This is a genomic window from Bacillus sp. CGMCC 1.16607 (assembly GCF_042683745.1).
GTDB lineage: Bacteria > Bacillota > Bacilli > Bacillales > Cytobacillaceae > Pseudoneobacillus.
Genome location: NZ_JBHUJX010000007.1, coordinates 1 through 24,187 on the forward strand (window position 1 = coordinate 1; position 24,187 = coordinate 24,187).

23 protein-coding genes are annotated in these 24,187 nt (G+C 35.0%); 3 read left to right on the top strand and 20 right to left on the bottom strand.

All coding sequences use genetic code 11. From position 1 onward, the window contains the following. Positions 1 to 208: 208 nt before the first annotated feature. From ACFSO7_RS01360 to ACFSO7_RS01385, 6 genes are all read right to left on the bottom strand, one after another. Positions 209 to 1,882 (bottom strand): IS200/IS605 family accessory protein TnpB-related protein, encoded by a 1,674-nt coding sequence (locus tag ACFSO7_RS01360; RefSeq protein WP_377874654.1) that lies wholly within the window; start codon positions 1,880 to 1,882, stop codon positions 209 to 211. A gap of 485 nt (positions 1,883 to 2,367) precedes the next feature. After that, positions 2,368 to 3,024, bottom strand: a complete 657-nt coding sequence (locus ACFSO7_RS01365; RefSeq protein WP_377874656.1) for an HAD family hydrolase — start codon at positions 3,022 to 3,024, stop codon at positions 2,368 to 2,370. A 113-nt stretch (positions 3,025 to 3,137) separates the two neighbouring features. Further along, positions 3,138 to 3,770, bottom strand: a complete 633-nt coding sequence (locus ACFSO7_RS01370) for a nitroreductase family protein (RefSeq protein ID WP_377874658.1) — start codon at positions 3,768 to 3,770, stop codon at positions 3,138 to 3,140. A 77-nt stretch (positions 3,771 to 3,847) separates the two neighbouring features. Then, positions 3,848 to 4,207, bottom strand: coding sequence for a winged helix-turn-helix transcriptional regulator (locus tag ACFSO7_RS01375; protein ID WP_377874661.1), 360 nt, complete (start codon positions 4,205 to 4,207; stop codon positions 3,848 to 3,850). A gap of 507 nt (positions 4,208 to 4,714) precedes the next feature. Next, entirely contained in the window at positions 4,715 to 5,044 is a 330-nt protein-coding gene (locus tag ACFSO7_RS01380; RefSeq protein WP_377874663.1) for an HIT domain-containing protein, read from the bottom strand. A gap of 75 nt (positions 5,045 to 5,119) precedes the next feature. After that, entirely contained in the window at positions 5,120 to 5,668 is a 549-nt protein-coding gene (locus tag ACFSO7_RS01385; RefSeq protein ID WP_377874665.1) for an SF0329 family protein, read from the bottom strand. On the opposite strand from ACFSO7_RS01385, the gene ACFSO7_RS01390 reads away from it, so the two are divergent. Together ACFSO7_RS01390 and ACFSO7_RS01395 are read left to right on the top strand one after the other, a co-directional pair. Beyond that, positions 5,668 to 5,784: a diguanylate cyclase domain-containing protein gene (locus ACFSO7_RS01390; RefSeq protein WP_377874666.1), complete on the top strand. Its 117-nt coding sequence runs from the start codon at positions 5,668 to 5,670 to the stop codon at positions 5,782 to 5,784. The genes ACFSO7_RS01385 and ACFSO7_RS01390 overlap by 1 nt on opposite strands. A gap of 912 nt (positions 5,785 to 6,696) precedes the next feature. Then, a complete protein-coding gene (locus ACFSO7_RS01395) occupies positions 6,697 to 6,960 on the top strand; it encodes a hypothetical protein (protein ID WP_377874669.1) in 264 nt (87 codons plus the stop codon). Between the two features lie 264 nt (positions 6,961 to 7,224). Here the strand turns inward: ACFSO7_RS01395 and ACFSO7_RS01400 are convergent, their stop codons facing one another. From ACFSO7_RS01400 to ACFSO7_RS01435, 8 genes are all read right to left on the bottom strand, one after another. Beyond that, positions 7,225 to 8,283: a DUF4179 domain-containing protein gene (locus ACFSO7_RS01400; RefSeq protein WP_377874672.1), complete on the bottom strand. Its 1,059-nt coding sequence runs from the start codon at positions 8,281 to 8,283 to the stop codon at positions 7,225 to 7,227. Then, on the bottom strand, positions 8,280 to 8,849 hold the full coding sequence (locus ACFSO7_RS01405) for a sigma-70 family RNA polymerase sigma factor (protein ID WP_377874674.1): 570 nt from the start codon (positions 8,847 to 8,849) through the stop codon (positions 8,280 to 8,282). Before ACFSO7_RS01405 ends, ACFSO7_RS01400 begins: the two co-directional genes overlap by 4 nt. 234 nt (positions 8,850 to 9,083) lie before the next feature. After that, a complete protein-coding gene (locus ACFSO7_RS01410) occupies positions 9,084 to 9,677 on the bottom strand; it encodes an NADPH-dependent FMN reductase (protein ID WP_377874676.1) in 594 nt (197 codons plus the stop codon). Positions 9,678 to 9,734: 57 nt separating this feature from the next. Next, a complete protein-coding gene (locus ACFSO7_RS01415) occupies positions 9,735 to 10,583 on the bottom strand; it encodes a VOC family protein (protein WP_377874679.1) in 849 nt (282 codons plus the stop codon). 379 nt (positions 10,584 to 10,962) lie between these two features. Continuing rightward, a complete protein-coding gene (locus tag ACFSO7_RS01420; protein WP_377874682.1) occupies positions 10,963 to 11,256 on the bottom strand; it encodes a hypothetical protein in 294 nt (97 codons plus the stop codon). A gap of 683 nt (positions 11,257 to 11,939) precedes the next feature. After that, entirely contained in the window at positions 11,940 to 12,659 is a 720-nt protein-coding gene (locus ACFSO7_RS01425) for a hypothetical protein (RefSeq protein WP_377874684.1), read from the bottom strand. Positions 12,660 to 13,053: 394 nt separating this feature from the next. Then, on the bottom strand, positions 13,054 to 13,443 hold the full coding sequence (locus tag ACFSO7_RS01430) for a hypothetical protein (protein ID WP_377874686.1): 390 nt from the start codon (positions 13,441 to 13,443) through the stop codon (positions 13,054 to 13,056). A gap of 203 nt (positions 13,444 to 13,646) precedes the next feature. Next, complete coding sequence (locus tag ACFSO7_RS01435) at positions 13,647 to 13,844, bottom strand: hypothetical protein (protein WP_377874687.1); 198 nt, start codon at positions 13,842 to 13,844, stop codon at positions 13,647 to 13,649. A 652-nt stretch (positions 13,845 to 14,496) separates the two neighbouring features. Here ACFSO7_RS01435 and ACFSO7_RS01440 point away from each other — a divergent pair. Continuing rightward, positions 14,497 to 15,045, top strand: a complete 549-nt coding sequence (locus tag ACFSO7_RS01440; protein WP_377874689.1) for a GNAT family N-acetyltransferase — start codon at positions 14,497 to 14,499, stop codon at positions 15,043 to 15,045. A 223-nt stretch (positions 15,046 to 15,268) separates the two neighbouring features. On the opposite strand, the gene ACFSO7_RS01445 is transcribed toward ACFSO7_RS01440, so the two are convergent. The 6 genes from ACFSO7_RS01445 to ACFSO7_RS01470 form a co-directional block, all read right to left on the bottom strand. Then, entirely contained in the window at positions 15,269 to 16,282 is a 1,014-nt protein-coding gene (locus ACFSO7_RS01445) for a phosphotransferase family protein (protein ID WP_377874691.1), read from the bottom strand. 89 nt (positions 16,283 to 16,371) lie between these two features. Further along, positions 16,372 to 17,850, bottom strand: coding sequence for a SulP family inorganic anion transporter (locus tag ACFSO7_RS01450; protein WP_377874693.1), 1,479 nt, complete (start codon positions 17,848 to 17,850; stop codon positions 16,372 to 16,374). Between the two features lie 274 nt (positions 17,851 to 18,124). Next, positions 18,125 to 20,515 (bottom strand): Ig-like domain-containing protein, encoded by a 2,391-nt coding sequence (locus ACFSO7_RS01455; protein ID WP_377874695.1) that lies wholly within the window; start codon positions 20,513 to 20,515, stop codon positions 18,125 to 18,127. Between the two features lie 558 nt (positions 20,516 to 21,073). Further along, positions 21,074 to 21,493, bottom strand: coding sequence for an arsenate reductase (thioredoxin) (arsC, locus tag ACFSO7_RS01460; RefSeq protein WP_377874697.1), 420 nt, complete (start codon positions 21,491 to 21,493; stop codon positions 21,074 to 21,076). A gap of 33 nt (positions 21,494 to 21,526) precedes the next feature. After that, positions 21,527 to 22,825 carry an arsenic transporter gene (locus ACFSO7_RS01465; RefSeq protein WP_377874698.1) on the bottom strand — a complete coding sequence of 433 codons (1,299 nt, stop codon included), beginning with the start codon at positions 22,823 to 22,825 and terminating at the stop codon, positions 21,527 to 21,529. 65 nt (positions 22,826 to 22,890) lie between these two features. Continuing rightward, positions 22,891 to 24,123, bottom strand: coding sequence for an MFS transporter (locus ACFSO7_RS01470; protein WP_377874700.1), 1,233 nt, complete (start codon positions 24,121 to 24,123; stop codon positions 22,891 to 22,893). Positions 24,124 to 24,187 lie beyond the last annotated feature (64 nt).

Below are 24,187 nucleotides of genomic sequence, written 5' to 3' on the forward strand. Positions count from 1 at the left end.
TATAATCATGATAGATATCAAAAACGATTAAACGGCCTTAGCCCTATGGAATATAGAGCTAAAGCCGCTTAAATCATTTTATTATTTCCACTGTCTACTTGACAGGGGGCAGTTCATTGTTGAGGTGGGGGATTCCTTTGTAAAGGACAGGGACTAGCTGACCACCATTCGTTCAACCAAATGGTGGATTTCTCCCCTTGTTGTTTGCCTACAAACCTTTTTCTTCCCAAGGCGATAAGACCCTAGGCGGAAAGAGTGCCTTCCATGAAGACAACTTGTGACAAACGGTAAGGTCTATACGGTAGAACGACGCTGTTCGTACTCCCGATAGGCGTGAGGAAACCCACTTCCACTGCGCCCCATGAGGCAGACCGATCATCTTCTCTGGTAATAGAGAATGCCAAACAGGTGGAAGTTTTTCTTGAAAGCCCATCGCTCTTCGAGCAATCACATAAGAGGCGGACTGGTGAATCGAAATACCCAATCGTTTCATGTATTTCATTTTGCCGATTTGACTGGTGTACGCAGGATTTACAATGAATACCGCCACCCCTTGCTTCTTGGCACGATTTTGGATGGATTGCTGAAATTTTTTGTACGCAAACAAACTCATCAAGCGATTGGCTTTTTTGTTGCCGTACGGATGACGAGCCTTCGAAAGGGTGGTGTCCAAATTCTCCATGGCAATGGGTTTATTTAGCTTAACGGCTACATCAACCATCGCAACCGCTTTCGCCTCGATGAGTTTGGTGATTTGTCCTGATGTTTTTCCTTGTAGATCAAAGGAGAACTCGCCACTTTTAACGAGTTGTCCTTTACTATTTACATTAGCCCATGCGAGGTGATTGACGTTGAGGTCGATGCCCAATACGCCATCCGTACGACTGTTGTTTACAATCGGATTACTTGGCACATCGACCATACATTTGACGATATAGTACGTTTCATGGTCTTCTAAGGACCACGCAATCGGTTTTCCGTATTTCGTTTTGTCTTTGCATTGCATTTGCGTGGTGATGGCTTGATTCACTTGTTCCTGCCCATACGGAAACAGGAGTTGTGGAATGATGACCGCTACTCCGCTTGGCGTAAGAAAATGAAGTTCTTGTTTATCTGGGAGATACGTAAAGACAAAATTGCCATATTTCGCATCCTTTCGTCCACTAATGGTCATGCGGGAGTAGCGAGCATCCTGCCACTTCTCTCGCCAAGCCGTGTGGTCCTTTTGATAGCATTCTTTCGTATATTGGGATTGGAAGAGTTTCTTTGTGCCAAACACCACACTACGGGTGCGAAGCGCAAGGGAGGCAAGTTGCTTTTGCAGGCGATCCAAACGAAAATGAAGTTGCCCTACTTTCGCTTTTGTTTTTTGTATTTCCAGATTTAAATACGTATGTTCAAAAGAATAGGCATGGTAGTAAAGATCTGTTCTATTTTGAAATTGTACGACAAAGAAACGACCTCGTTGTTGTTCTCTGGATGTTTGATTAAACGTGGGTTTGCCTTTTATAAAAGAGGTTTTGATTTTCTGTAGAGTGGTTAAGCGCCCTTTCGTCGATTTGATTTTCTTTTTGACAGCTTGAATTTGGGAATCTTTCTTATCGATCGAAAGTTTTTGACATTCGTTTTGAGCTTTTAGCATTCCATTCGCTTCCTGAACGGCACTGTTCGCATAATAATCGTTTAAACCAAAACGGTCTTTCACGGTTAAATGGATGGATTGGGTGAGTCTGCTGGAACCAGATCGTTTTTCCATGACCTGTGTTTGAAAAGCAACATGTTTTGCTTGATTAAACATCAAAAGGGCATGAGTGATGGATTCCACCGATGATGGCGGTAAATGGCACTTATCGATACGGTTGGAAAAATAGGTTTTCATCATCGTTCACGCCCTCCTTTTTCAGAACGTTTGTTTGTATGTAGTATATCATACGTCTTCTTCTTTTGCCATGGTCTTGGATGTCGAATCCTTCGGAAAGAACCAAGAGGCGATTCATCCCCTCCTACTTTGTTGAGGAAAGGGGTCTTCTTGCCATAAATGATAAAATCTTGGATAGTGTTAGTGTTACAAATTAAAATGGTGATTACTGATAAAGCAAAAACTTTAGTTTAATACCGACTTCCCTGGCAACAATAAAGCCCCTCCCAAAATTAAATCGGAAGGGCTTTTATACATTTATTAATATTCATCAACTACAAAACTAACGATGTCTTCGAACATAATAGATTCAATTCAAGCTTCAACATTTCCAACAGATATATTTAGATTAAATTTGAAATAAGATTTACCTATATCTTGTTCTCGTCCATCCAGCTTAGTGATGACCTCACTATATGTAAATTCAATTAGGAATATGAATGACTTTACTAGACTTCTACCAATATTCTCGTCAACTCTTCAACACTTTTTACAAGATATGTAGGGTTTGAATGACTCAGTTCTTCAAATGAACCGTATCCATAAGTTACCCCAATAGAGTCTATACCAGTATTCATTGCACCAATAATATCGTGTTTCCTGTCACCAATCATAATGAAATCTTCTAGCTTATACTCTGTGTATTTATCTAATATGTATTGGATTATTTCTGTTTTTGAAGACCTTGTTCCATCAAGATTACTTCCTACAACAAGATCAAAATACTGGTCAATATTAAAATATTTAAGTATTTTCTCAGAAAATACAGTGGGTTTAGAAGTTGCAACTACTAGTGTTAATTGTTGCTCTTTTAACAATTTTAATAGAGTGCTAATGTTTGAATATAATTCATTTTCAAACATGCCCTTCTCTTCAAACCTTTCCCTATAGTACTGGATTGCTTCTTGAGCTTTTTCCTCATTGAAACCGTAAATTTCAGAAAATGAAATTTGAAGTGGAGGTCCTATGAAACATTCAAGTTTTTCAAAATCTTGTTCTATAATGTCCATTTTCTTTAAAGCGTATTGAACCGATTTTGTTATTCCGACCTTAGGGTCAGAAAGTGTTCCATCTAAGTCAAATAAGATTACTTTATATTTTTCCATTTTAAACTCCTTTCTATTTTTTGCAAAGTTGAGAGTTAGAAAAAATGATTTTTTCTGTTTTCTCATAGTCAAGACAAAACATATTTTACTCAACAACAAAACTTCCCAAATATTTAATATTCCTTTAATATTACTTTCTCTACCGGTAGTCTAACTGTTGAATACGCAGGCTGGGAAGCATATCCCAATGAAATCATCATAACTGGTAGATAACGCTTGGGAATCTGTAATTCTTTCATCAACTCATCTTCCTTAAAGCTCAGCATGGGGCAGGAATCGATCCCAAAACTTTTGGCGGCTAACATCAGCTGCATGGCGGCAAGTGAACTATTTCGAATTGCATCGTGAATTTCATACTTTTCTTTATTCGCATGATAAGCATATAAAATATTATCGATTTGAACATTTTTAGCCGATTGCGACATATACCCTTTTTCCACTTGTATCGAGAGAATTTCATATGCATTTTCATATGCTTTTGTGTCACCCAATATGATGATTAAATGGGAACATGTCGTTACTTGCACTTGGTTAAAGGCAATTGGAAAAAGTCTATCCTTCACCTTCTGGTCACTAACGATGATGAACTTCCAGTGTTGAAGATTCCAAGATGACGGAGCAGTAGTGGCTAATTCCATGATCTTATTTATCGTTTCCTGAGTGACTTTTCTCGAGCTATCATACTTTCTTACGCTTTTTCTTGAAGTCATAACTTCCCGAAGAGTAGTTAATCCTGATATAGACATTTCTTTGACCCCCTTTACTTAACCCAAGAGTATCAAAAAAGGAGAATTCAACCAATAAGTTACTTTTTTGTTACCTATTAGATAGATTCATTATCTTTAAGAAAGTTTGTTTCGTTGTTAGTATCTAAGGAAGACCGATGATTTGATCCCCACTCACTCATGTATTCGATTAATGGAATCGTTTCTTTTCCATAGGGAGTTAGTTCATATTGTACCCTTATTATTTTCCCTGGATTTTCGTTTCTTTTTACTAATCCACTCACTTCTAATTCACGCAAACATTGGATAAGCATTTTTTTAGTAATATCAGGAATCATCTTTAATAATTCGTTGAAATAACATTTCTTTTGAAAAAGCTCCCAAAGAATTCTAGTTTTCCATCTTCCCCCCAAAACTTCCATGGCAATTTCAACAGGACAATTATATTTCGCTCTCATCATTTCACCCCCACAGCGTTAGAGAAAAATGGTTAATTACATTAATTTTCTTAAGAATGGCGCTTTCCGCCATACATATTGAGCTAACGTAAAGCTGACTATTACTCCCAAAACAGAAGTGAGGATAAATTTTATCCAAACGGATACTGGAAGAAATGAAATGTTGTATTGAGTAGTTGAGTTTAAGATTTAGAACCACCTTCTGTTGTACGCCATTATTCCCAACATAAAAAAGCCATGGAAGAAAGTATGCGGATAGAAAGAAAAATAAACTCATAAAAAAGGCAGCGTTTATACTGAAAAATCGTTTCAGCCAATTAATTGTTTCACTTTCTTGAAAATACCACTATCCACCAGGACCATATGCTTGACCTGTATGGTGTATAATAACAAGAATGATCAAAGCTATATTTAAATTATCGATAAAATTAAGATGCTCTACCTCTTTTTTCACTGATCGATTCCTTCCAATTCTAGTGGAAAATTAAACTTTTTCCCGATTCAGTACTATTCCAATGGTTTTCCGGAGACTATATGCCAATGAAGATGTTTTGAGTCTTGATATTTACCTAAGTTTGTAATAATCCTACAAGCACCGTTTGATTCCGTTACCAAAGCAGCAACCTTTTTAATCACTCCTAGTAGTTCAAGTAATAATTCGTTATCACTTTCTTCTAATGTAATGAAAGAAGGGATATGTTTCTTAGGTATCGCTATAATATGTACTGGATAAAAAGGTTTTGTATGGTGATAAGCTAATACATTTTCTGTTTCCCATACTTTACTTACTTTTGTTTTACCACTTAATACTTCATCACAGTAAAAATCCTCAGTCATGTGAACCTCCTAAAACGTATTTTCTTCTAATTAAAAGCTATCACTCATGAATAGAAGAAAAGTAAGTAATTCCTATCAAGTATTTATGCCGTCAACGCTGCATCTTATATGGTAAAATTCCAATATCAATGGATGAGTTCCTTCTGGTAAATTCAATTCTTTTAATCTTCTTTTTCCTAACCTTTTATCCAACATTGAAAAAGCCCGAATGATGATATTCTCTGATTTCAATACATCCTCAATAGACAAAGAACTATATTTCATAAAAGGTGCAAAAAGATGATAGCTTTCAAAAATACTTTGTTTGATCAAAATTTCTTCTGCATCATCTGATGCCTTTGTTAATTCTTTTCGCTCTAGTGAGTTATACCTTACATTGAAATCAGTGTTATAAGGAATCCTTTTTAGTTTCCTATCCTCTTTTATCTGTTGATATATTTTTTCATGAGCATTAGAATATGAAACGTCAGAACCACTTAAGATTTCCCTTTTATCAAATGTTATCCAAACTCTACTAGGACCGTCATGAAATTTACGATATATCGTTGCATATATTTTGATACGTCCCCTTAAACTATCACATAAAAAACCTTCAAGTGTTGCTTTCGTCTTACTCCATTGCAATGAAATCACCTCAATTTCTACGTATAATCATTACCATCATTCTTTTTGATCTCGATTATTTTAAGAATTACAATGATACTTATGGACATTTAAAAAGAGTTTTTCTTTTGAAATAGTTTTTCTAACTGGAACGATTTCTTACTGATTTTATTACAAGCCAGCCTGTTACGATTAAAGCTGTAATAAGAATACCTGTAGTAATGATCGTCTCTATCTTAAATAGCAAATGATGAAATTTCATTAAAATAACTCCTCTCTTTTTATAAAAGATTGGTTATTCATATGGTAGCTTCTTAAAGAAAATTACACAGTGTTTTGGTACGGAAATGATTGGAGAAGTGCCCTCCACCAAAGGAATTCACTCCTCCAATCATTTCCTTTAATTCTCATATTATATAGACAAAAAAACGAAATATTTAAGAACCATTTAATCCTCTACTTTAAAACTTTTTGTTGCATCTCTAATGATTCGGCTCCGATAGATCTCTTGATCTCTTAATCATTTATTCCTTTTTATACTAAAGTTAGTTTTGCTTTGTAGCTGTTGTTCAATATATTCTTCTCGAATAACATTGCGTTGAAAAGTTAACTGAACCATTTCAAATTCTTTTTTCAATATAGATCCCCCCTTAATTTTAACATTTATCCTTCTAAACCTTATGTATACATTTGGAAGTTTAAGTTGATTTCAGACCTAGAATTTTTATTAATTAAATCAAGTGAATCAATTATATTATCATTGACTTTGTTACTATTATTATAGCTTTTTGTTAATAAACTGACTAGATAGTTTTTATTTTAAATACCCATTACACCGAGCTTGTGAAGGAATACATCGACAAATTAGCTTAATTATAAAGAAAATAATTTGCATAAAAGTTTCCTTTTTAAGCAAAAATAGACTATCACGTCATTTTAAAGAGAAGAACAAAAATGAAGATTTTATATCCATATTATGATGCTTCTTTCCTTTTTTGTGGTAATGATTTGTGTTTAGCTTAAAAACACTATGAAGGAGAATCACATCATTGAATCCTAAAATATTTTTAACATTTTCTTATTTAGCCGTTATTATCGGAATTCTATCATGGGTTATTGCCATCCCTAATTCCGAAAACTCTCTCGGAACATTGTGGATGGTTACTTGGATCGTTAATCCATTAGGTATTCTTTTTTCCATAATTTCAGCTAAGAAAGGGATACATTGGTCATGGTTATCAGTCATTCTCAATATTTTATTAACCATTAGTGTAGGACCTATGTGGTTCTTAGGTGCCTTATTTGGCCTTTAAAGTAATTTCATGGTCAGAAAAATGTTTCAAGTGAAAAATGATATGGTACACAGAATGAAATAGTGGAGGTTACTATGGATAGGCACTACACCCAAATTCTATTTGTGAGAAATTTTTTAGAAAAAAAGTAAAAGAAGCTGTTCAAAAGAATCAGCTCCATTTACTTGTTCATCAATAGTTAAACCATCACTTCCCAAATACTTTATATGAATATCAGTTTCTGTACAAATCAGAAATATCATTACCTCATCATTTCATTAATTGCTATTTCTTTAAATCAACGATAATGTTTTCCAATATAAATGTTTCTTCACCAATAAATAAATCTTTCCTATTCCAATCTTTATATAATCTTATCTGAGGAGTAATAATAAGTTTTGTTGCTTTCGGATCTAATTTGCCAAATGTTTTGCTACTTCCGTGTATTTCTTTCTCTTCATTTGACCATCCTCCCAATATATCCCCTTGATAACTATTACCTAGATTATCTTTTATTTGGAGATCAGCGATTTCAGCACCTGGCCATTTACTTTTAACCGTTTCGGAAAGCTTTTGGTTGTAATAAACGGTGAACGACATCGGCGTAAATGTTAGTTTCTCAACCTCTACCTCAATTCCATTTTGTTCTGAGCTTTGTTTGATTACCTGCACGTTGTTTTCCGTTGCATTCAATTCAAAATCGAAATTCCAATTACCATTCATCTTTTCCTGTTTATTTTTAATCATATTATCTGGCATATACAACTTCACCTTAACAGCTTTCTTTTCAATATAATTATTTGTACTAGCAGTGCTAATGCCAACATATTGATTTTTACCCACTTCCGATATTTGTGAAGTTACTGACCAGCCTGTTTCTCCCTTTATTATTAATAATGGTACATTATCTATATCTTGTTCTACATCTAATGCATGATCACTCTCGATTGTATAGGTAATGGAAACTGATTTCCCATCAAAAATTGCATCATTAAGTGTGAAATGGATCCCATTACCTTCCTTTGACCTATTTATCTCAGTAGAATACTCCTTATATTGATCATAGGTTCCCGTTTTTGCGTCGTCTAAAAATTTGAAAATATCCCCTATTAGCGGAATATTCACAGCATATGCGGGGAATGTTAGACCTACCGAAAATACAGACAAGCAAATGATAGCAATACCGGCCACTGTCCTTTTCCAACCAATCCCTTTTTTCTTTTGTTGAATGGACTTTTTTAAACTACTTTTAAGTTTTGCCCTTTCAAATTCACTAACTTCCATTTCCTCAAAATCATCTTCATCTATTTCAACATCATTTAATAATTCATAAATATCCTTCATACAGTACTCCCCCCTACATTTAGGTTTATAGCCTTGTTATACAGTTTTTTCTTACCTCGATAAATTCGATTATCAATCGAAAAGTTTGTCATACCAAGTTTTGATGATATCTCCTCCGTTTTTAAACCGAGAAAATATTTCATTATAAAAATATTACGATCAACAGGTTCAAGCAGATTTATTAATTTGATTAACTCAGCCTTGTCCTCCATTAATATAAGTTCATCTTCTGCTGTACTTTCAACAATCGCATCTAAAACCTCTGAACTATACTCCATCTTTTTTCGAGCCTTTCTGTAATAATCTATCGCCTTATATTTGGCAATGCTACAGATCCATTTCTTAAACTCAGTAGTTGATTCTCCTTGAAACTTATTCGAATGATTCCATATTGAAAGAAAGATATCGTTCATACACTCTTCGACAATTCCACTGTTCTCTAAAGGGGAAAGAACTTTATATGTAACCCCTTTTATTAATGGAAAATACTGATCAACGATAAATTCTAAAGCGTCTTCTTTCTGACACTGCAACCGCATTATAAAATTTCTTTCATTACACTGCATGTACAACTCCCCTTGCTTACAATCTAAAAACTTTTATACTTTATATAACGAAAGAAATAATTATTTCTCTCGCATTTTTTCATGAATTTCGGGAAAAAAATTAGAAAATAGAATAGAAAACGCTCTGGACTCTATTTTACTTCAAAATAAGGGGGTTATTGGGGATTGGGGATTTCGGATCGGTGGTGCCACAAAAAAAAGAGCCCCCTCAAGGAGCTTCTACTTCCACCGTAATTATCTTAAAGTTTTTAACGCTCCACTCCAAGCATTCACCTGGTCAAGCATTAAATTCACATTATCAAGGTGTAAATCTTGAGGTTTAAATTCAGAGCCATTTACAAAATCTGTGAATAATGACAATGTTGGGTGTGTACGAACGTCTGCAATCATTAATTCTCCCATGATTCCGCGTAAATGCTCTGCTGCACGAGCTCCACCTGTTGAACCATAGCTTACAATACCAGCCGCTTTGTTATTCCATGCTTCACGTGCTAAATCAAGGGCATTTTTTAGTGCCCCTGTAATACTGTGATTGTATTCTTGAACGATGAATACAAAACCATCCAAACTAGCAAGTTTTTCATTCCAATTAGCTATTCCCGGTGCATCCGCTTCACCTAAAAATGGTAATTTGAAGTCTGCAATATCGACGATTTCATAATTAGCATCACTGCGTTTATCTGCGATACCTTTTACCCATTCTCCTACTTGTGGACTTACTCGTCCTTGACGTGTGCTTCCTAAGATGATTCCGATATTTAATTTTCCATTTGTCATTGTTTTTTCCTCCTTAGATGATTTCCCAAATATTTTGCCTAAAAAACTCATAATCAACACCACCGATTTTTATTAGATTCTCAAACTTTTTAAAGAGCAATGCTTGAATTAAACAAGTAAGTGAATTCGATTCCCCGAAGGGTCTGAGGTAACAAATGAACCATTTTGTTCTGTGATAGATGCACCAATATTCTTTAAATTAGCAATTACATGATCTTTTGCTTCCTCATTTGGCAATATCAATGTATAGGATTCAATTCCAACACTATTTATAGGAGGTGTCGGTGCTCCCACACCATTCCATGTATTTAAACCAATATGGTGATGGTATTTACCAGTTGAGAGGAATAGAGCCTGAGATCCGTAACGGTTAACGACTTCAAAACCGAGCCCCTTAGTATAAAATTCTTCTGTCTTATTTAATTCGGATACATGCAAATGAATATGTCCCATGACGGTACCAGCTGGTAAACCTCTCCATGACTGTTGTTTACCTTGAGATAGTAAATCGACAAAATTCAAGGGATCGACAGTCATTTCCACTTCTCTGTTTTTCCAGTTCCATTCTGAAGGAGCGCGATCCGTATAGATTTCAATTCCGTTTCCATCTGGGTCTGATAAATAAAGAGCCTCACTTACAAGATGGTCTGATGATCCAAATCGCAAACCGATATCGATAAAATGCTGTACAATTTTAGCTAAATCGGACCGTTTTGGTAGTAGAAGGGCAAAGTGATATAATCCCGTAGTCTTTCCGAGCTTCGGTACAATGTTTTCTGGTTGTTCAATGGACAATATAATTGTTTTTCCATCCGCGGTTAGACTAGCCATTCTATTCGTTTGGCTCAATACCTTAAAGCCAATTATTTTCTGGTAAAATTCAAGAGCTCGATTTAAATCTTGTACCTTTAAGTTTACTTGACCTACAAATGTATTAGGTTCGTCATGAAAATTCATTAACTATTCCCCCTATTTTGCTGAATTAAGCTTCTTTTATACGAAGAATGACATTATCTAGAGATAAAGAGGATCTATTGGTATAAGCAAGATAAATAGTTAACTATAATTTGCTTTAAGCACCTTTATTACAAAGATTTTACTCACTAAACTATTTCGTTAGTTAATTACTTTATGTAAGTTATTATATTTTTATAATCTAATTGTGTCAAGTAAGTAAAAAATAATTCAATAAGTTTCATTTTATTTATATTGAAGATCCATTTTATAAATAGATAAAAAAACTGGAGCTGTAATCTTTGATTACAGCTCCAGTTTGCTAATCACAATGATCATAAAAAAATAGTGAGGTCTCATAATAAAAAGACCTCACTATTTTTTATTCGATAATTAAAGTCGCTTTGCCATTTACAAAGGAAACCGTGTCAAAGTTGGAATATACCCAAACCTCGATTGTTTTCCCAAATGAATTACTAATACTCGTAGCAGCTGGAGAACCCCATGACAGCTTTACCTGATCCTTAGTCATCCCAAGAGAAACCTGCTCAGCATTAATCTGATTCCAAATGTAGGAGGACCAATTATGCTTCTTATACGGATCATAGGATACAAAGTTTTTCCCATCAGTAAGTAACTGTGTGACATTACTAGAAGACATCGTATAACTTTTCAATGTACTACTTTTCCACTTTCGTACAATATTGCCACACAATCTTCATAAACAGCTAGTTCTTTGACTGACGATGGTTCGGAAATGGTGACCATTTTTTTAGTTCCCCTTGGAATAACCCTCCCCTTAGAAATATCAAAGGCAACTATCAGTGATAGAGGTGGCATTGTAATCTGGGATGTTTTTCATGCAGATGATAGCTGGGTAGTCGTAAGCCACAATCTTAGAGAAGAAATTCAGGACTTTTTTTAAAATCGGGAGAAAGTATTTCATATGAATTGAAAGATAATGAAGAACTAATATCAATTGATGCAAGGAATCACTTTTATTTTTTGAGATGGAAGAAGGAGGCGTCTTAAATATTTCGGGGGCAATTAAACAGGATGATAATATTCTTTCATTTGATTTGAGAGGAAAAAATGTTTCAAAGGAAATTCTAATTGATTTGATAAGTTCTTATCATTAAAAAATGTAAATCTAAATGGATTATACTACTCTAGACAAACTAGAAATATCTTTAGCCTCTATTAACTGATAATAGAGGTATTTAAATATATAGAAAGAGGTGCCCATTGCTATAGTAATTAAATATCAATATTTATCTTACTTTAGCTATTGAAAAGTACCTCTTAGAATGCACACTTGAACAGTTAAAAATCCATACTCTAAATGAGTAAGGATTTTATCTATTTAAATTGTTCCTCTGTTATTACTTTAACTAGTCCGTCTTCTGGTTCGTCTTGACAACACCATTCCAAAACGGCAATAGAGTAATAACCTTGGACATTAGTCCCATACGCGTCCAATCTAATACCACTATCATTTTCTTCCAATCCTTCTCTTGTTAAACCTACATATTCTGCATTTACTAACAAATCATCCTTAATAAATTCTTCACCAAACAAGTTTACTTGGATAACTTCTGCTCTTCCTTTTACAAAGATAATTTCAACCCGTCCCAGGTTCATTTTATGTTGTTCAATAAGCTCTTTATAGAAATGTTTTGTTACACGTCTTTTTTCATATTTTGGTCCCATTATTAAATCTAGTATCTCAGTATGTAGTGGTTCTCCAAGAATTTTGGCAACTTCTTCTACTGTTCTCCCAGCAATTTGATTTATATCAATTTTGGGCACTACCTTAATTAATTGTTCCGTAGGTTTATTCGTTGTTCCAGTAGTTTCTGTTTCTATTTCCTCTATCTTCTGAGCATCATCGGTAACTTTAGTTTCATTAACTTTAGTCAAAGCAATAGTTTCATTTTTGGTCTTTTGGGGTAAGGAGAAAGCTTCTGTCGTTATCGGTTCACTTTTCTCTTGAATAGCACTTATTGTACCTATAGCTCCTAAAAAAACAATAACAACTAGCCAAAACCACCATTTCTGATAAACAGCTTTTTTTTCCATAATAGCCTCCTTGAATAGTTTACTCGATATACAGACTTATTCGTTCTTAGGTTTATAGTTACATATTATCTTCAATTTAAATTTAAGACAACCAGTCAGTTTTTAAGAAACAGTTAATAGTTTAATTCACTTTAGTTAGCAAAGATCCTTTTTACCATCAGTTATTTAGATATTTTCAATATGAATTTTTTGAATTATGGCAACTATGATAAAAAAGGGAATAATAATTTATTATCCTTCCATTAAAAGTTGTTTATTTATCATCTCAGTACTTAACAGTTGGATTTGCTGATTCGGTGTCTCTTTACGATTGCCTGGTTCATTTCTACATATTTAAAGTAGGCTGCATGCCCAAATTCATGGAGTTTGGTACCCATCCAGTAAACATCATCCTCTAGGTTACTGAGAACTCGAACATCTCCTTCACGATCGATATCTGAACAAAATGCTTGGAATTTTTATTCTCTCTTGGATATAAGCCACTCTTTCCGTAAAGGTCAGGAACTTCAATTCCTATTGCTTGGAACGTATCTGTCGACAACTGTAAGATATCTTTCCTTTTAAATAGTGGATCTAAGTTCGTCTTGTCTGAAGCTGGTACTTCCTGAAAGAAAGGGTCAACATAATGCCAAGGACGGATGTCAGATGGCTTGATACCAAACTTAGCTTCCAACTTTCGTCTAATTCCTGTTTCATCGAACGATAGGCACCATCTGATTGTAATTAAATCTTTGAAAACCTTAAACACTTCTTCCTGATTTAATTCTTGTAGATCAATGCTCATTTGATCGTGGTTCTCATATCCTAGTAATTTAGCAGCCTCAATTCATTTTTTGACGAGCTCAAGCAAGTCTTTTTCAACCACTTTACCGACTTCTATACTTGCATACCATACCTTCTTACGTAACTCTTGATCATTACATCTCATTAGCCGAATATTTCTTTTCATCTACCTTTGGAGTATGTGTTTTAAATAATACAATTAAGTCAGAAGAACGTACTGACAAGTCCGCAATGATTTCCTAAGGTAAATGGTTGAAAAGGAACAATCAGCGTCGTTCCACCTCTGTTAAATTCTCTTCTTCTAAATATTTTCTTTGCTTTTTCATAGATTTCTTTTTGTTCGAAAAATAAGTTATAGCTAGTATCCGCTTCACTAAGCTTTTCAAGCCCATTCCTGGTCACCCTTTGTTTGTGCCTTCCAGCTATCCTCTGTTACATCTGTACAATTTTTGCAATTGGTCATTTAGTTCTTGTAAAAAGGGATTGTACGGTCATAGTCATTAATATTCCTAACCTCCATTACGATTAATTCTAGTTCAAAATAGGAAAGGAAATAGTAAATGTAAAATTCGATCCATTTTGGCTTGTCTAGTTAATTATAGACCAATTGGTCAGTTAGTATATCACAAAATGTTATTTTTCAGGAAAAAATAACAACTCGCAAAAACAATATTCCAATTGTAAAAAGTGTATTTTTAATGAGAAAATATTGCTCATGAAACCTTTATAAAGGTATACAGATGTATCTATACATTGTCCTAAATACTTTTTTTAAACTTCTAAAGGGCAATGATGTTCAGTCAATTGGGAAATTTCTCGTAACATCAACAAAATAGATAAATAGTGTTACCCTTAAAAATCCCTTCACTAATTCTAAATAACCAGCGATATTTTCTTAGGAAAACAGAGAAGAAAAATTAGTATATTTTATTTTATTTTCAGTATAAAATACACTTAAACGAGTAAAAAACTGACTGTATAGTTTAGTAAGGATGGATTCACGCGAATGTACTAGAGTTTTTTCTTAATAATTATGAAAAATGGGGTGTTAAACATGTTGGATTTAGAAAATAAGCCCACATTACTTGGAGAAAAAGTGATTCTTCGACCTTTTAGAGAGGATGATTTTCCTTATATTGAGGAATGTCTAAAGGATCCTGAGGTTATTAAACTAACTGGGAGTTCATCCGATTTTGATAGAGAAACAATTAAACATTGGTATAACACTAGAAATGAACAAAAAGATCGTTTGGACCTCGCGATTGTAGATCCAGCTCAGGATGTTTTGGTAGGAGAAGTCGTCGTCAACATGTATGACGAACAAAATAATAGCATGAATTTCCGAATTCTTATTGGTCCTAGGGGGCGGAATCGTGGTTTAGGTACGGAAGCCACCCAACTAATCATTGATTATGTATTTACACATACGGATATAAATCAAATAACTTTAGGTGTATATGCCTTTAATCCCAGAGCGAAGATCGTGTATGAAAAGGTAGGCTTTGAGTTTGATAGTATCGACGAAAAGGATTTAGAGTTTGAAGGAGAATGGATCGATACTATTATTATGAAATTGACTAGAGAAGCATGGTTGAATAAATAATTCAACCATGCTTCTAGATTTGCCACAATTCGCTAAAGAACTTAAAAGTTAATCTTTAACATTGTTTTTCTGCATCCGGGTAAGCTTAAAAGCGATAAACTGCGGAAAATGAACCCTTATAAACTGGGTGATCCGATAATAACTTCTTTGCAGCCAAAGTATCCGACTAGATTCAATTTTTATTGATACTAACTATAAACAAAATCTTATATATTAGGGTAAATTATTGATTAGGAACTATTACACCACTTAAGACTCGCTTATCATTTACAACATTTTGCATTTGATTGACTTTAAAATTAATCACTTCTACAATCCTACTTTCAGAAACGAGCCCTTTAAAGTATTTTTCAATCTCCCAAGCCAACATCATTAAAGTATGATCAAAGTATAAATAATTAAAATCTTCTTTAAAAATGATATCCTCAGTAAATAAACCTGCGTCCAAAGCTAATTGAAAATATGTATTTTTGACAAATTCTATTGTTTCTACATCATATATATCCTGAAGCAAGATCGTTATATCTCTCAGAGGGGAAGCAATGGCTGCCCATTCCCAATCAATAAACAAAATAGAACTATCTTTTAGAAAAATATTCTCTAGATGAGGATCACCATGCGTTAATACTAAAGGTCCTTTAATCTTGTAATTTTTAGCATTTATCATTTTAAAAGATTGATTTACAATGTCTATCCAAGAATTGTTGTACCACTCTAAGTTTTGTAATTTTAGTTCATTTAATTGTGAGCAAGCCCATTTATACCATTCACTCGTTACTTTATGTGTAGGTAAATCTACATGGGGCAAACATTTGTTTACTTCATTATGTAGAAATAATAGTTTATGTAATATCATTTCTAGCAGGGAATATTTCTTGCTTTTTGATAAATCTTTAAAATTCTCTTTTATTGATTCCCCTAGATCGTCCATGATTACAGCCTCTGGTGCGGATGAAACAACCTGTATAATAGGAACCATCGACTTAATCGTTGGAAGAAGTTTGGCGTATACATCCATTTCATTTTTCCTACTATTAGCAAACTCTTTATAGATTATTTTTTTAACCTTGTTGTTTTCATCTTTAATAGTCATTCTAGCAATATTTCCAGCATGAATTCCCTCTAGCTCTTCTTTATGAATGAGCGTCCAATTGTATTCATAAAATCTATTTTCTATTAAAGTCAAAAATGTAACCTTCCCTCTAATTATTTGAAGTTCCACACTATACTTCTTCATTAAATGGCCAATTCCTTTTCGAAAGGATTTAAAAGGTAGCTATTTTTTTAAAACAAAAACACGCTGAACGAATTCAACGTGTTTTCTCTTTAATGGCTTGATGCTTTCTTAAGTCCACCAGGCTTGTTATGAACGGCCATTTTGTCGATTAGCTTATTGCTTTCCATATTTAATCCTTTTAGATTTACATGTACACCGTTTTGATGGTACTTGATGACCACTTTATCAATAGCTCCAACAGCGGAATCGTCCCATAGGTGAGCGTTGGAAAAATCTAAATCAATTTCTTTTACTTTTTCTTTATAATCAAAACTGTTTACAAAGTCTGTTACGGATGCAAAGAAGAGTTGTCCAGAAATATGATAAACCCTTTTATGAGAAGCTTTTGCTGAAAGACTTGTTACTTTTATCTTTGAAATCTTTGATGCAAAAAATACGGCGCTTAAGAGGATACCAACTAGAACGCCCTTAGATAAATCGTGTGTTTCAATCACAGTAATAACTGTCACGACCATTACAATTGTATCAGTAATAGGAACCTTTTTTAAGTTTGTAAGGCAAGACCAGTCAAATGTTCCTATCGATACCATCATCATTACGCCAACTAAAGCAGCCATTGGGATTTGAATAACAAAGCCTTTTAATGAAACGATTAATATCATTAGAAAGACACCAGCTACTAACGTAGATAATCGACCTCTCCCACCAGATTTAACATTTATGACGGATTGACCAATCATTGCACAACCAGCCATACCACCAAAGAAAGCAGAAACGATATTTGCGATCCCTTGGCCCCTTGCTTCCTTATTTTTATCACTAACAGTGTCCGTCATATCATCCACAATCGATGCGGTTAATAATGTTTCAACTAATCCAACAATAGCAATAGATAAGGAATATGGGAAAATAATTTGTAACGTTTCAAAGTTAAGTGGAATATCTGGAATCAAGAATACAGGTAATTTTGAAGTTAATTCCCCCATATCTCCAACAGTACGAACATCACTTCCTGTAAAAATAGCGATAGCAGTCATCACAATAATAGCAATTAACGGTGACGGAACCGATTTTGTAAAGCGAGGTAGGATATAAATAATAGCAAGAGCACCAGCAACCATCGCATACATTTGCCAAGACTCCCCAACAAAATGGGGTAATTGAGCAGTGAAAATCAAAATGGCAAGAGCATTAACAAATCCTGTCATAACAGATCGAGGGACAAATTTCATTAGACGACCTAATTTTAATGCTCCCATAATGATTTGGATTACACCGGTTAAAATCGTTGCAGCTAATAAATATTGCAAACCGTAGTCCTTCACAAGGGTCACCATTAATAACGCAGTTGCGCCCGTAGCAGCTGAAATCATTCCAGGTCTTCCGCCTACAAAAGCAATGGTAACAGCAATACAAAACGAAGCGTATAATCCTACCATCGGATCGACACCTGCAATTAATGAAAAGGCAATAGCTTCAGGAATTAAAGCAAGGGCAACAACAATCCCTGCCAATACATCCCCTTTAATGTTTCCAAACCATGAATATTTAATTGTACTTAAATTCAATCTCAACACATCTCCCTTTGTTTTGTTTTTTGACTTTCAACTCTCATGAAAGTCGGGTCCGTTGTTAACAAAACAAAGTATAATGGATTGTGATAAATTAGTGAAATACTATGAAAACGGGAACATCTTGAAAAGTTGCGAAAAAATTTTAAATTCAGGAAAGCGAAGGTATAGTATATAAGAATAAAAATGATGGTAACTGATATTATTGTATTTATTTTCTTCACAAAATAAAGATTAAATTGCAATTATCCTCTTATTCGTTATTGCCCACTTACTTAAACCGTTCATCCATCGCCCTTGCCATAAAAGCAGAGAAATCTGAGCGAATCACTACACGCTCTGGTTTAAAGGTTCCATCAGGATAACCAGTTGTAATCCGATCAGCTAATATCCTTTTAATATGGACCGATGTTTTACTAGCTTCTGGAACATCGGGGAAACTAACTTCTGCTTGCAACTGTAGATTAAATGCTCTTGAAATAAAGATAGCCATTTGCCCTCTTGTAACGGGGGCATCGGGGCGATAAGTTTGATCAGGAAAACCCGTGATAATTCCTCGTTCAACGGCAGAAGCAATATACCCAGATGCTTTTGAAGAAGAATCAACATCTTTCAGTCCTGTTTCTCTTTGTGTTCCGTTTAATCCTAATGCGCGGCCAATCATAATTGCTGCTTGAGCACGTGTAACTTGTTGACTTGGTCGAAAAGTTCCATCAGGAAAGCCTGTAATCACTTCTTTTGCTAAAAGGAAGTTAATCTCGTTAAAGAATCGATGCGTACTCAATAGATCATTAAAAGATAGAGTTGCTAGCTTTTGAACCGTTAAAGATTGAGTCGGACTTATATTGCCTGTTACATCTCTTGCTGTAACCTCGAGAACGGTACCTTCTTCTAATGGATTTATTACAACTATAAAGGTCCCATCACTTTTTGTTACGGTAGAAGCAATCTCAACTTGATTAACCTTTATTGAGATTGTGGAGCCTGATTCAGCCAAACCATTTATATTTACACTTTGATTTGTAATGGGACTGATATGCTTAATCGCTGGTGGAGTAACATCACGGACTGTTAACCATTCAGGTTGGCTCACATTCCCTTCACGATCACTTGCGATAACTTCCAGTGTTGAGCCTGCCTTTTGAACGGGAATATGAACGTAAAATGTACCAGTTTGATTGACAATCGCTGTTGCCAGAACCATGCCTGAATTTTTAACAAGAATGGTTGAACCATGTTCACCGGTACCACTAATAATCGTTGTTTGATCTGTCACATCTGTTGTCGTTAAAACCGGTTTGGTAGGTGGCATTTTGTCTGTAACCAGAATAGTGATGGTGTTGCTTTTGTTTCCCGCAGTATCTGTACTGTAAATACTTAATTCCTGACCCAATACTTGTTGAGGAATCGCTATCTCAAAAGTCCCGTCTACTAACGCTACATTACTCCCGATAACCACACCATCTTTAACAACAGTCACATTTGCTCCTGCTTCAGTGATCCCTGTTACTTTTGTTGAAAGGTTCGTTACATCATTTACTTTTAGTATCTTAGGTGGCGTCGTATCCTGAACGGTCAACGTTCCTTCCATACTCTTACGCCCGTAACTATCGACAACTGTAATGGTTAATCTCGTTCCAGCTCTCTGAATCGGAATGGTAACACTAAAGTTTCCATTGGAATCGGCTATTCCGTTTCCAAGCAGCTGTGAGCCGCTATAAATAGAAATCAAACTATCACCATCGGTAAAGCCACTAACTCTTGATTCGTTGTCACCTACTGGTAGAAGTTTTGGTGCAGCAAAAGCCCCATATTCCATTCCGTTTTGAATAGGTTTGTAGGCAATCGTTTCGATATTTAATTTATTTTGGACTTCACCAATTTTTCTACGAATTACTTCTAGGTCTGTTGTTCCCCAATAATTATTTAGACCATTGAAAACCATTTGGTTAAAACCCTCGAGGTTAACAGCCAACTTATTTACATCAAAAAAATTATTTTGAGTGATTTCTACATTTGGGTAATTACCTTCGGGTTCTCGGCTCGAAACTGAAATATCAGCCTGGTTTTTTCCTTCATTTAAAAAGGTATTATTCCGAACGACTACCTTCCCAATTCCATTATTAATATTTAAATATGAACCATTCGTAAAAAGGTTATATTCAACTATTTGTTCATTCGTTGGATAGGAGAGATGAACTAATCCATTTGAAAAACGATTATGACGGAGAATCACTTCTCTACGTAGAGATGAAACTAAAAAACCACCATTAAAGTTCTCATGAAATAGATTCGTATATTCTAAGTGAATCGATTGATTTGCCCAGTCCCAGCCATTTACATAGACATCCCTTAATAGGATTCTTTCTAGAGGAGTCCCAACAGCCTTTAATTTCCCCTGTACGTCAATCACTTTTCCACTTCCAGCAATCACTTCAACCCCTGGTTCTATCGTGAGTGTAACATTAGGGGTAATGATAATGCCCCCACTTATAGTATACGGGGAACCTTGCTTTGTCCAAACCGTATCGGAGGTAATCGTTCCTGAAACGATCGTCCCAGCTGCACTAGTTTGAATTGGATAGGACAGTAGAGAAATAAATGATACTAGAGTCATTAATATCGTTACATATATTTTCATTGAGTAATTAAGTTTTTTCATGATCAACCCTCCAGAGTTGGTTTAGATTAGTAGATTATGAGAGTTCGAGCATGTTTTATTACCTATATCATTTACAGTAAACTCCTATAGTTTAGTAGTAAAAAGTAGAGAAAACAATGGTATTTTTTGTTTAACTTCTTCCCTTCTTTACGTGTATAAATAGATAAAAGGGCAAATATTAGTAGCCTAATGCAAAGAAGTTAGAGAAGTCTACGAGTCAGTACCTGAACTTCGTATTGTACTACCTAATTTGACCTTTGAAGATACACTTATTATCATGGGAGTTCTCGAGTAATTGAAATTTATTGCTATAGTAGCGGGCATACTCCTAGAGAGCATTTTTATATGTACCTGTAGAAAAAAGATGCATTAGGATGACATTGCATTTAGCTTCTCGTAACTATAACTAAACGAGGTATCCCCCTCCTATTTCAGCAAGGCCTGCTACAATAAATAATACCAATGGTAAAACCATGTTAATCACTTCCATATCTAACAATTTAAAAATTAGACTTTAAAATGACTAAGATTAGTTTACTTTCAGTTATTCCCGATCCTTTACTCACCTGTTTTAGCAAAACGCTCCATTCTTTCTCCAATTTCATTACGTACACGTTGGAAGATCGCCCATTTCTCTTCTTCAGTTCCTTCTGCTTTGGCTGGATCGTCGAATCCCCAATGAACTTTCTTTACATGTGGTGGAGTAATTGGACAGTGATCCGCCGCATGACCACATAACGTGACAATTAAACTTGCATGATTTAATATTTCTGTATCAATCTCATCGGATGTTTGGTTGGAAATATCAATACCTGCTTCTCTCATCACCTTTACCGCATTTGGGTTTAATCCGTGTGCTTCAAGTCCTGCACTTTTAACTATCCACTCATCACTTAAATACTTTTTAGCCCACCCTTCCGCCATTTGGCTTCGGCAGGAGTTACCGGTACACAGAAAATAGATTGTTTTTTTAACCATGACGCATTGCTCCTCTTTTGCAAAAATGTATGTCTATGAAATAAGTAACAGCCATATATAAAGACCGACTAAAGTAATAAATAAAGTTGGTATGGTTAATACAATTCCAGTTTTAAAATAAGTCCCCCAAGAGATTTTGACCCCTTTAAGTGAAAGAACATGTAACCATAATAAAGTGGCAAGAGAGCCTATTGGTGTAATTTTCGGACCTAAGTCAGAACCAATTACATTTGCATAAATCAGTGCTTCACGAACAACTCCTGTCGTATTCGTCTCCGCAATCGCTAAAGCATCAATCATTACGGTTGGCAAGTTATTCATAATAGAGGAAAGAATGGCTGCAATGAACCCCATACCAATTGTAGCAGTAAATAATCCTCGATCTGCAGCCATCTGGATTAAATCTGCTAAGACGGTTGTTAGACCAACATTCCTTAAACCATAGACGACGACATACATTCCAATCGAGAAAAAGACGATTGACCAAGGTGCTCCTTTAATAACCAATTTGGTATGAACAGCAGGACTTTTTCTTGCCATAAACAGAAAAGAAATCGCTATAATTCCAGCGATGATGGATACAGGTACACCAGTAAATTCACTTGCAAAATAACCAATCAATAGGATTCCTAACACAATCCATGAAAGACGAAACATTTTGTGATCTTTGATTGCATGGGCAGGCTTTTTTAATTGAGACAGATCATATTGTTTTGGAATACTTTTTCGAAAATAAATATATAAAACCAAGATACTTGCCCCTAGAGAAAAGAAATTAGGAACAATCATTCTAGAGGCGAATTCTGGAAAACTGATTCCAAAATAATCAGCAGAAACAATATTCACTAAGTTACTCACAACTAGGGGAAGCGAGGTTGTATCTGCAATAAACCCACTCGCTATGATAAAGGGAAATATCATTTTTTCTTCAAGCTTGAGGTTTCGAACCATAGCTAGGACAATGGGTGTTAGGATAAGTGCTGCCCCATCATTCGCAAAAAATGCTGACACTAATGCACCTAATACGGAGACATAAACAAACATCAATACTCCATTCCCTTTAGCTGCTCTTGCCATGTGAAGAGCGGACCATTCAAAAAATCCAATCTCGTCTAGAATAAGCGAAATAATAATGATAGCAATAAACGTTAATGTTGCATTCCACACAATCGAAGTTACGTCGATCACATCATGAAAATCAACGACTCCTACGATTAAAGCAAGAATAGCCCCTCCACAAGCTGACCAACCGATCGATAATTTTTTTGGTTGCCATATAACAAGAATAAGTGTAATTAAAAATATCAATGATGCAAGTATAGTTGAAACCAATGGTGCAACCTCCAATTATTTACAAGAATGTCAAATGAAAAAAGGACCTAGTAGGCCTTTTTTGATTACATATTTTGAAAAATGGTCTGCTTTGCTCGTTCATTACTCGGAATGATCCATGTAATGGATAAAAATAAACAAATACCTGCCCCTAACCAGAATAAATTCGTCAATCCGAATTTTTGTTCCAAGGTATAACCAGCAATTGGTCCAAGAGCCGCTCCTAAATCAACAATGATCGTAAAAATGGTCATTATTAATATTTTGTTCGTCACCTTTGATGCATAATCACCAGCAAGAGTATCCATAACCATCGTTAAAATCGAGGCAATTAAAACATGAACAAGCAAAATTGGTAACCAAAGCAATAATGGAATATTTGATGGGATAATCGCAAGCAAAATGAAAGCACTTGCCAGAAAAATAGCTAGCATTTTATTTTTATGTACAGCCTTATCAAGCATGTTCCCGACCTTAGGTACGATAAAAGGTGCTAGTCCCCATCTTAACGCCTGCAGCATTCCAGCAAGCGTAGCCGCTCCTACAATAATACCCAAAATATCTATTTTATTTGTGAATTTAACTTCGATGACGTGACTTAACGTCGCTGTTAACATGCCATCAAGGATCATAGTTAAAAGAAACGCCGTAATCAATATTAGAATGAGCCTTCTATTTAGAATTAATCCGATTTTTGTTATTAATGAAGGCTTTATTCCGATACTATTATCAGATTGTAAGACTTTTGGAATATATTTAAAGATGATAGGAATGCTCATAAATGCAAAGATTCCTAAAACCATACTAATGACTTTTATGCCAAATAAATCAGCAAACAAACCACCTAAAAGCATTCCAAACAGACTACCTAGACGGTACAATCCGTTATAAGTGCCCATGAAATTTCCTCGATTTGTATCCTTAGAAAGTTGTAAAATCAAAAGGAAGGCACCGAGTTTAAAAAGTGACCACGAAAGTCCCCATACAGAGCGAAGAATGATCCAGATACTAAAATCGGCAACGAATCCGTAACTTATCGTAGTTATCCCACTCAATATAACGGCAAGCAAAATTCCATTTCGAAGGTTTACTTTCTTATATATAAATCCAATTAATGGGTTTAAGGGAAGTCTTACAAATCGGTTAACAGAAAGCAGGATGCCTACTTGAACTAAAGATGTTAAACCCACTTCCTTCCAATGCGTTGGTAAAACAATATAGAGCATGGAGTCCCCCGCTAAACAAATAGCGGTGACTAAAGCAATGGCAATAATGGGTTGTTTTGTTTTCAGAACCATTCGACACCCTTCTCCTTGTAAACCTTTAATAGACCAGTCCGTCGTATGGCAGACTGGTCTTTGG